Source organism: Endothiovibrio diazotrophicus, assembly GCF_054657215.1.
On the sequence record NZ_BAAHXB010000174.1, the window covers coordinates 1 to 7916 of the forward strand.

Annotated in this window: 12 protein-coding genes; 8 read left to right on the plus strand and 4 right to left on the minus strand. The window is 62.4% G+C overall.

Going from position 1 to position 7916, the window contains the following annotated elements:
• Positions 1 to 75: 75 nt before the first annotated feature.
• Genes ACYQ2W_RS24585 through ACYQ2W_RS24595 form a run of 3 tightly spaced genes read right to left on the minus strand, consistent with a single transcriptional unit; the run spans position 76 to position 1930 of the window.
• Positions 76 to 867 (minus strand): anti-sigma factor family protein, encoded by a 792-nt coding sequence (locus ACYQ2W_RS24585; protein WP_459873366.1) that lies wholly within the window; start codon positions 865 to 867, stop codon positions 76 to 78.
• Entirely contained in the window at positions 864 to 1373 is a 510-nt protein-coding gene (locus ACYQ2W_RS24590; RefSeq protein ID WP_459873368.1) for a sigma-70 family RNA polymerase sigma factor, read from the minus strand. The genes ACYQ2W_RS24585 and ACYQ2W_RS24590 overlap by 4 nt, the downstream gene beginning before the upstream one ends.
• Positions 1374 to 1384: 11 nt before the next feature.
• On the minus strand, positions 1385 to 1930 hold the full coding sequence (locus tag ACYQ2W_RS24595) for a cytochrome P460 family protein (RefSeq protein WP_459873370.1): 546 nt from the start codon (positions 1928 to 1930) through the stop codon (positions 1385 to 1387).
• A 180-nt stretch (positions 1931 to 2110) separates the two neighbouring features.
• Here ACYQ2W_RS24595 and ACYQ2W_RS24600 point away from each other — a divergent pair, with 180 nt between their 5' ends.
• The 6 genes from ACYQ2W_RS24600 (at position 2111) to ACYQ2W_RS24625 (ending at position 6305) form a co-directional block, all read left to right on the plus strand.
• A complete protein-coding gene (locus ACYQ2W_RS24600; protein WP_459873373.1) occupies positions 2111 to 2680 on the plus strand; it encodes a rhodanese-like domain-containing protein in 570 nt (189 codons plus the stop codon).
• Positions 2681 to 2685: 5 nt separating this feature from the next.
• Positions 2686 to 2844 (plus strand): hypothetical protein, encoded by a 159-nt coding sequence (locus ACYQ2W_RS24605; RefSeq protein WP_459873375.1) that lies wholly within the window; start codon positions 2686 to 2688, stop codon positions 2842 to 2844.
• 116 nt (positions 2845 to 2960) lie between these two features.
• The gene (locus ACYQ2W_RS24610) at positions 2961 to 3833 is read left to right on the plus strand and encodes a phosphate/phosphite/phosphonate ABC transporter substrate-binding protein (protein WP_459873377.1); all 873 of its coding nucleotides are present in this window, start codon (positions 2961 to 2963) and stop codon (positions 3831 to 3833) included.
• A 205-nt stretch (positions 3834 to 4038) separates the two neighbouring features.
• Complete coding sequence (locus tag ACYQ2W_RS24615) at positions 4039 to 5682, plus strand: methyl-accepting chemotaxis protein (RefSeq protein WP_459873379.1); 1644 nt, start codon at positions 4039 to 4041, stop codon at positions 5680 to 5682.
• A 94-nt stretch (positions 5683 to 5776) separates the two neighbouring features.
• Positions 5777 to 6049 (plus strand): type II toxin-antitoxin system Phd/YefM family antitoxin, encoded by a 273-nt coding sequence (locus ACYQ2W_RS24620; RefSeq protein WP_459873382.1) that lies wholly within the window; start codon positions 5777 to 5779, stop codon positions 6047 to 6049.
• Positions 6030 to 6305 carry a Txe/YoeB family addiction module toxin gene (locus ACYQ2W_RS24625; RefSeq protein WP_459873384.1) on the plus strand — a complete coding sequence of 92 codons (276 nt, stop codon included), beginning with the start codon at positions 6030 to 6032 and terminating at the stop codon, positions 6303 to 6305. Before ACYQ2W_RS24620 ends, ACYQ2W_RS24625 begins: the two co-directional genes overlap by 20 nt.
• Positions 6306 to 6365: 60 nt before the next feature.
• Here the strand turns inward: ACYQ2W_RS24625 and ACYQ2W_RS24630 are convergent, their stop codons facing one another.
• Entirely contained in the window at positions 6366 to 6839 is a 474-nt protein-coding gene (locus ACYQ2W_RS24630; RefSeq protein ID WP_459873386.1) for a reverse transcriptase-like protein, read from the minus strand.
• Between the two features lie 585 nt (positions 6840 to 7424).
• Here ACYQ2W_RS24630 and ACYQ2W_RS24635 point away from each other — a divergent pair.
• Together ACYQ2W_RS24635 and ACYQ2W_RS24640 are read left to right on the plus strand one after the other, a co-directional pair.
• On the plus strand, positions 7425 to 7625 hold the full coding sequence (locus ACYQ2W_RS24635; RefSeq protein ID WP_459873388.1) for a phage integrase N-terminal SAM-like domain-containing protein: 201 nt from the start codon (positions 7425 to 7427) through the stop codon (positions 7623 to 7625).
• Between the two features lie 60 nt (positions 7626 to 7685).
• On the plus strand, positions 7686 to 7916 hold a 231-nt coding region (locus ACYQ2W_RS24640), incomplete at its 3' end, for a nucleotidyltransferase domain-containing protein (RefSeq protein WP_459873390.1).

A 7916-nucleotide genomic window follows, 5' to 3' on the forward strand; every position in this document is an offset into this window, starting at 1 on the left:
AAGGAAGTGCACCGGCCGGGAGGCGGTGCGCCTCGTTCCTCGGCACACCCTTCGCCCGTTCCCGCTTCGCCATTGTCAGCGCAGCTGCGCGTAGATCGCCTCGGCGAGCGCCAGCAGCTCGCCGCGTTCGAGGTCGCCGATGAGGGCGTAGCCGAGGGGGCCGTCGATCCAGTAGAAGACGCCGAGGGCGTCGTCGCGCTCGAAGCGGAAGGACGTGGCCTCGTTCTCCCAGGCGCCCCGGCGCACGTAGAGCGTGGTGCGCAGGCCGTCCTCGCGCTCGTACATGAACTGCGCCGCCATGCGGTCGGTGGAAGGGAGCAACCGTCCGCCCACCAGGTGGTAGCCGAGGGTCGCCAGGCTGGGGGCGCGGATGTCGGTGTGCAGCCGTTTCGAGAGCCACGCCACCAAGTGTGCCTCATCCTTCGCGGTGACCTCCACCGGGTGGCGGATGTCGGTGGTGTAGACGGTGTGCGCGAAGGCGGCCGGCAGAACCAGATTGGGGCGCACCGGATCGGAGGCCACCGGCGCCTTGGCCAATCGCACCTCGGTGGCGGGTTGCAGGTTCCAGCCGATCAGGCCGCCGACGGTCATCCAGGCGACCGCGGCTGCCGCCGCCAGCAGCCGCCGGCGCGGTGGGCGCGGTGGGCGCGCGGTATGGGGTAGGAGCCGCGCCGGGATCGGCTCCTTCAACACGGGATCGTAGAGCTGCTGTAGCGACTCGTTCATACGTTGGTACTGCTCCACCTCGCGGGCCACCTCGGGGTGGGTGCGCAGGTGGGCCTCGACCTCATGGCGCCGCTCCGCCGAGAGTTCTCCATCGACGTAGGCGTGCAGGTCGGCCTCGGTCACCGGGGTGCGATAGGTCATTTTATCCTCCGCAGCGAAGGAGCCGTGTCGCGGGCCAGCGCCTTGCGCAGCTGCTGGCGGGCGCGTGACAGACGGGACATCACCGTTCCCTCGGGGATGCCGAGAATGGTCGCCACCTCCTGGTAGCGCAGCCCCTCCAGGGTCACCAGCAGGAGGATCTCACGCTGATCGGGCGAGAGGCCACCGAGGGCGTTCTGCAGCTCATCGAGCGCGACGCCGGACTCGACGCCCGCTGCCGTCGCGGCGGGCGGGTCGTCCTCCGCGAGCTCGATGAACTGCGGCCCATCGACCGACCGCCGCACCTGGTTGACGTAGACATTGTGCATGATCGTGAACAACCAGGCGCGCAGGTCGCTGCCCCGGCGCCAGTGATGCATCCGGCTCAGGGCGCGCTCCAGGCAGTCCTGAACCAGATCGTCCGCGGCGAGGGAATCGCCCCGCAGCAACGCGCGGGCATACCGCCGCAGACGCGGGATATGCTCGACGACGCGGTCCTGCAGTTCCATGGTGGGCCTCCTTAGTGCGCCGGATTGGTCGGCATCACGGCCGGAGTGGTGTAGACCCAGTCGCGCCCCTTCACCGGGGTGTGGCAGGCGACGCACTCCCCGGCAAAGCTCGCATCTTTGCCGTAGGGCTTCAGCCCATCGCCGACCCAGCGCGCATAGCCCCAGCCGCCGGTGGCGGCCCACCTCTTCGCGTCCTTGTGCATGAACTCGGCGTGAATGAATTCTTGCGGGGCGATGGCCGCGGCCCAATCCTTCTCCACGCCCTCCTTCCACACCACCTTGCCCAGTATCGTACCGTCGGGCCACGGATTGGTCTCGCCGCGGCGGGCTGCCTCGATGGCGACGTCGTTGCCGAGGATGGCGCGCATCGAGTGGTGGTCGGTGCGGTGCGAGACCGAGATCACCCGCCAGTCGCGATAGTCGGCCGGAAATTCGATCCCGTTGGATGCGGGTTGCACGCTCGCCTTGGCGTCTCCCGGGGGGTGGTTGGCGAAGGCGGCGGCGGAGGCCAGCGCGCAGCAGGTGGCGAGGGTGGCCAGGTAGTGGATTCGTCTCACGGTCTTCTCCTGATTGAAAAAGGGTCGCACGCGGGTGTGCAACCGGGCGAACACCTGGCGGACCGATTTATTCCATGCCGCGAAAAATATTTCCGCTGTGAAATTTCGAGGGAATAAACCGGCATTGAGGTTGTTTACCCCATTGAGAGCGACACACGGGGAGACGAATCGATGGGCGGAATGACGGGAAATCGGAAGAAGGGGTTGAAGGTGGCGGTCCTATTGTGCGGACTGCTGCTCCTTGCGGGCGCGGCCTCCGCCGAAGAGTTGCGCGTCTCCGCCGATGAGTTGGCGGCCGGCAAAGGGGGGCCGGGGCGGGTGATCATCGACGCCCGCCCGCCGGCGGACTACGCCACCGCCCATGTGGTAGGCGCCGTCAACTTTCCAGTGGCGCTTACCTATGCCGACCGTACAGTGGACGGGCGGGTCGCCCCACCGCCATCAACATTCCCGCCGCGGGCAATTTCGAGGAGGCGGGCGGCGCCCTGCACATCAAACCCCTCGACCGGCTCCAGGCGCTCTAATTCCCCGGAGGAGCTGGTGCGGGTCGCCGACCGCGCCTTCTACGCCGCCAAATCGGCGGGCCGCAACAAACTGCACCGCTACCACCCCGACTGCGAACAGACCCGGCGGCTCGGCGACGAGGCGCTGGTCGCCAACGCCATCCGCAGCACCTGCAACGCCTCGGTTTCGTCCATATCAACCTCGCCGGCGGTACCCTCAACGACCCCGAATTCCACGCCGAGGTGAGAGGGATGGTCGAGTGCTTCGACTTCCCGTGGGAGCGGCTGGAGCTGGAGATCACCGAGACCTCCGCGGTCGGTGACTTCGCCCAGGCGCGGCGCTTCATCGACTACGGCCAGGGCTGGTTCATCGGCAAGCCGAAACCGTTGCGGGAGTGGTTGGAGGGCTGAGGCGCCGCAATAGAAATACTCCCCGTTTTTTCGTTCGCTTGGCGGCGTGGGCGCGCACCTATCCCGCGAAGTCGATTCACCGCTGCAAACAACATTGATATTGAAGGAGCAATCCCATGTCGAAGAAAGTTCTCGGGCTAATCGCCGTGCTCGTGTTCGTGCTCGGTTTCACCCCCGCCGCCTACCCCCGGGAGATCAAGATCGGCGTCCTGGCCCCCCGCGGCAAACTGAAGGCCGTCGGGCGGTGGCAGGAGTTCGGCCACTATCTGAGCACCGAACTGGGCAAGCCGGTCACCCTCGTGCCGCTGACGTCACCCCGCGTCATCGAAGCGGTCGACGGCCACGCGGTCGACTACCTCTTCTCCCACTCGCCGGACACCGTCTATGTGGAGGAGAAGCTCGGCGCCACCGTCCTGGCGACCCTCGACACCCCGGCCGGGCCCCGCCTGGCGGGCGTCATCATCGCCAAGAAGGGCAGCGGCATCCGCCGCGCGGTAGACCTTCGCGGCAAAAAGGTGGTGTCGCTGAAGATCAACGTCGCCGCGGGCGCCTACATCTTCCAGGCCTACCACCTGCTGCAACAGGGCATCGATCCGCGCGCCGACTTCGCCGCGCTCCGCGAGGCCAAGAAGCAGGACGATCTGGTGCTGGCGGTGAACAACGGCCTGTTCGACGCCGCCTTCGTGCGCACCGGACTGCTGGAGAGCATGCAGCGGGAAGGGAAGATCAAGCTGGACGACTTCGAGATCGTCGACCGCCGCAGCGACGACGGATTCCCCCTGCTGCACACCACCGCACTGTATCCCGAGTGGGGCTTTGCGGCCCTGCCCGGCGCGACCGACACCGATGCGGTCAAGGCCGCCCTGTTCAAGCTCAAGGCCGACATGCCGGCCGCGCAACGGGCGCACATCGTGGGCTTCGTCGAGCCGGTGTCACTGGACGGCCTCAAGGCGGCGCTGAAGGCACTGCATATCGCCCCGTACAACTGAACCCCGGTTGCTGTTGCGGCAACCCTCGAAGGTAGGAGCGGCCCCCAGGCCGCGAAGGCGCCCTGTCCGCTCCTACCACCTGCCAAATCGAGGCACCTCACTCCGTCGTGATCGCGGCCTAAGGGCCGCTCCTACAGGGAATCGCGGTGCCGGCGATCGATCGCCACACGTAATTCCCACGTCGCCTTATTGCGAGTCAACCGCCATGCACACCAATGAATTGCCCTCCGGGCCGAACCGATTCGGCGGCCGCAGCGTCTCCTTCAAGATCACCGCGACCCTCGCCCTGGTACTCGCTCTGCTCACCGCGATCTCCGCCTACGTCATCGTGATGCTCGAACGCAACGCGCTGAACGACACCCTAGAGTCATCGGTCGAGGTGGTCGCGCAGATCACCGAGGCGCAGACCGGGCGGACCCGGGCGTCGGTCGAGTTCAACGCGCGCCAGCTCGGCAAGCTGCTGGCGGCGATCGCGCCCCAGCCGATCGCCGAATTCGATCTCTCCCTGTTGGCGCAATACGCGTCCATGGCGATGGAAGACCCGGACATCACCTACGTCGCCTTTCTCAACAACGACGGCAAGCCGCTCGCCGTAGCGGGCGACCGTACCGTCGTGGAGACCCTGTTGAAGAGGAAGATCGTCCACGAAGAGATCGAACTCGGCCAGGTGATCGTCGGCTACGGCTTCCAGCGGGCCGACGAACAGCTGGCGGAGATCGACGCGAAGAAGGAGGCCCACCTGCAGAAGATGAAGCGGGCGCAGGGCGACGCCCTGCACACCTCCATCGTCAGCTCGGTGGTCATGTTCACCGGCAGTACCGTGGTCGCCATCCTCAGCGTGATCCTGCTGGTCCGGGCGATCATCACCAAGCCCTTGTCGCGGGTGGTGGTGGCCGCGCGCCGCCTCGGTGGCGGCGATCTCACCGCCCACATCGAGAGCGTCGGCGACGATGAACTGGGCGTGCTCGGCAGCACGTTCAACGAGATGGGCGCGCGTTTCCGCAATGTCATCGTGAAACTGACCGACACGGCGACCGACCTGACCGCCTCCGCCGAACAGATGGCCGCCGTCACCGAGCAGACCGGGCAGGGCGTCAAACGCCAACAGGCCGAGACCGAGATCGTCGCCACCGCCATGAACGAGATGTCGGCGACGGTCGCCACGGTAGCGGGCAACGCCTCCCGCGCCGCCGACCACGCCAACGAAGCGAGCGCCCAGGCGGTTGCCGGCAAGGCGGTGGTCGGGCGGACGGTCGACTCCATCGGCTCGATGGCCGGCAAGGTGGAACGGGCGGCCAACGTGATGCACGAACTGGAGCAGCACACGGTCAGCATCGGCACCGTCATCGACGTCATCAAGGGCATCGCCGAGCAGACCAACTTGCTGGCCCTCAACGCCGCCATCGAAGCGGCCCGCGCCGGCGAGCAGGGGCGCGGCTTCGCGGTGGTCGCTGACGAAGTCCGCAACCTCGCCCAACGCACCCAAGTCTCCACCGCGGAGATCCAGCAGATCATCGAGCGCGTCCAGAGCGGCGCCGAACAGGCGGTGGCGGTGATGCGGGAAGGGCAGGAGGCGGTGACCGAGAGCGTCGAAGAGGCCTCCCGCGCGGGCGCCTCGCTGGACAGCATCATCGCGGCGGTCACCTCCATCACCGACATGACGGTGCAGATCGCCGGCGCGGTGGAGCAGCAGAGCGGAGTCGCCGAGGAGATGAACCGCAATATCGCCACGATCAGCTACGTCGCCGCGGAGACGGCCAAGGGCTCCGAGGATACGGCGAGGGAGGGCGAGAAACTGCGGCGTCTCAGCCACGTTCTCGACGAAGAGATTCAGAAGTTCAGGATATAACCGGGCGCGTAGCGTTTCGGGTCGGCTGAATTTGTCTCGTTGGTGCTTCCTGCCTAGAATGTACGGTACTACCGTACGTGATGAGGGGCCGTCGATGGAAAGCACGAGCGTCAACAAGTTTCGCGATGGGTTGAAAGGCTTTGTGGAACAGGTGGTTAATCAGCATATTCCGTTGCGGGTTACCCGCCGCAACGGGGCGGACTTCGTTGTGATGAGCGCTGAAGACTGGGAGCGCGATCAGGAAACCCTGTACGTCCTGCAAAACAGAAGCCTCATGCACCAGATCGCGGAATCCAGCGCGACCCACGCCGCCGGCACCGGGTATACACCCTCGCAAGAGCAGTTGGATGAGATCGTTGGTCTTTGAGGGGCGGTCCTGGGAGGCGTCCGAGGATTTGCGACAGCGCGACCCACGGATGCACAAGAACCTTCGAGCGATATTGAAGGAGATGCTGCGTGGCGATCCTCGTACGGGGCTGGGGAAGCCGGAAGCCCTGCGCCACAATCTCACGGGGTTTTGGTCGAGGCGGCTTAGCCAGAAAGACAGGCTTGTATATAAATTCGACGATACCTGTATCTACGTTTTTGCGATTGGTGGGCACTACGATTCGTTTGAGTCTTAACGACGCAAATGAGGGACGCTGGGTGACAGCGACGCATCTCTCTCAATTTGCATTGATAGCCTATTGTTCATAAACTGCAAATATGGAATCAAGATCAGTTCTTCTAATTGGAGAATTGAGTGTCCTTGCCTCCCTTGCTAGCTGACGAGCCATTTGGTTTTTTCTTCTAGGCTTGTATGAGAACTGTATCAACTTAAAATCAGAAGTCATTCTCAATATTTCTCCATGGAGATCTTCTCTTTCAAATCCGATATGTTGCTCATAGCCTTCCTTAAGCTTGGTTCTTATTAGGTTGTAATCTGAACGGACTCTAACAATTTGATAGTTTCTTTCTCTTGCGATTTCCAGAGCACGATAAATAGCAAACAACTCTATGATTTTGTTTGGGATGCCATCGTATGCTTCTTTGATTTCTTCTATGAGAACACCATTTCTTTTGGGTTTGTCTGCTTGATGTAGCGCCATGCCAATGCCTGTAATTTTGTTCTTTTCATCGTGGCTGGCATTTGCGATAAATGTATACTTGGTTTCCATGCTCTATTTAGAGGCTAACGTTTGAGCTGAACTGCGCCGACGTAGGAGACGTCAGTTCGGGCGAGTAGTTGTTCCGCGCTATCTCAGTTGACTACCGCGTGTCGTAGATGTCGAGGAGAAGAATGAGAATTTCCTTGTAAACGAAGCGGAGCAAGCGAACCGCACCAACTCGTTGTGCGGTTCGCTTGCTCCGCTCCGTTTATAGCAGGTTTTTCTCGTTCTTTGTATCGGCATATATCGACACGCTTTGTAAGAAAAAACTGTAGCGTCGGCAGCAACTACTATTCGGCGGCCCATCTGCCATTCATCGCCCATAGCGCTGATTCGGCCACATCAAAATTTCGTCTTCTCAACAATGGGCTACCCCATCGTCTCGTGAAATACCCGCCCCGAGAATTGCAACTGAAATGTCGCCTATAACGTCACGATGGCTTATTCGTCGCATATTCCTCTCCTTTTTCCGCGAATTATCACCCATATTCTCAACTATTTCACGATGTTATCGGTTTCCCCAAAAATATGCCCTTGCAAGAAACACAGATACTGTTAATATGAACAGCAGTCGTTCGCGAAAGGTAGAGGATCATGAATGATGCCCACCCCTCTCCGCGCCCTCCGCGGCTGCTTCAGCAGATACGGGAGCGAATCAAGACGTTGCATTACAGCTATCGTACCGAGCAGGCATACGTCTACTGGATACGTTTCATCATCCGCTTTTCCGGTACTCGTCACCCCCGTGAGATGGGAAAAACCGAGGTTGAGCGCTTTTTGACCTTCCAGCCTTGAAAGCGCTCGGCAACCCCTCAATACTGTGCAAAACAACATAGCGGCTTCGTTCTCCACGCCATGACCACTGTCCCTTCCGATCCCCCCGACAAGGCCCCTCGCTGCCTCACCAACACCCTCGATCACCTCCCGGAGGCGAAGCGGTATCAGCTTGAACGCATCAAGGAGGTGCTCTGCTCGACCGTTCCCCTCGACTGGCTGGTGCTCTTCGGCAGTTACGCCCGCGGGGATTGGGTGGAGGACCCGATCCATCGCTATTTCTCGGACTACGACCTGTTGGTGGTCGTCTCC

Excerpts from the sequence above, each read along its gene's own strand:
- ACYQ2W_RS24585 (WP_459873366.1), bottom strand. The coding sequence starts at position 867 with ATGACCTATCGCACCCCGGTGACCGAGGCCGACCTGCACGCCTACGTC.
- ACYQ2W_RS24630 (WP_459873386.1), bottom strand. The coding sequence starts at position 6,839 with ATGGAAACCAAGTATACATTTATCGCAAATGCCAGCCACGATGAAAAG.
- ACYQ2W_RS24620 (WP_459873382.1), top strand. The coding sequence starts at position 5,777 with ATGGAAAGCACGAGCGTCAACAAGTTTCGCGATGGGTTGAAAGGCTTT.
- ACYQ2W_RS24605 (WP_459873375.1), top strand. The coding sequence starts at position 2,686 with ATGGTCGAGTGCTTCGACTTCCCGTGGGAGCGGCTGGAGCTGGAGATC.
- ACYQ2W_RS24635 (WP_459873388.1), top strand. The coding sequence starts at position 7,425 with ATGAATGATGCCCACCCCTCTCCGCGCCCTCCGCGGCTGCTTCAGCAG.
- ACYQ2W_RS24610 (WP_459873377.1), top strand. The coding sequence starts at position 2,961 with ATGTCGAAGAAAGTTCTCGGGCTAATCGCCGTGCTCGTGTTCGTGCTC.
- ACYQ2W_RS24625 (WP_459873384.1), top strand. The coding sequence starts at position 6,030 with ATGAGATCGTTGGTCTTTGAGGGGCGGTCCTGGGAGGCGTCCGAGGAT.
- ACYQ2W_RS24590 (WP_459873368.1), bottom strand. The coding sequence starts at position 1,373 with ATGGAACTGCAGGACCGCGTCGTCGAGCATATCCCGCGTCTGCGGCGG.
- ACYQ2W_RS24600 (WP_459873373.1), top strand. The coding sequence starts at position 2,111 with ATGACGGGAAATCGGAAGAAGGGGTTGAAGGTGGCGGTCCTATTGTGC.
- ACYQ2W_RS24615 (WP_459873379.1), top strand. The coding sequence starts at position 4,039 with ATGCACACCAATGAATTGCCCTCCGGGCCGAACCGATTCGGCGGCCGC.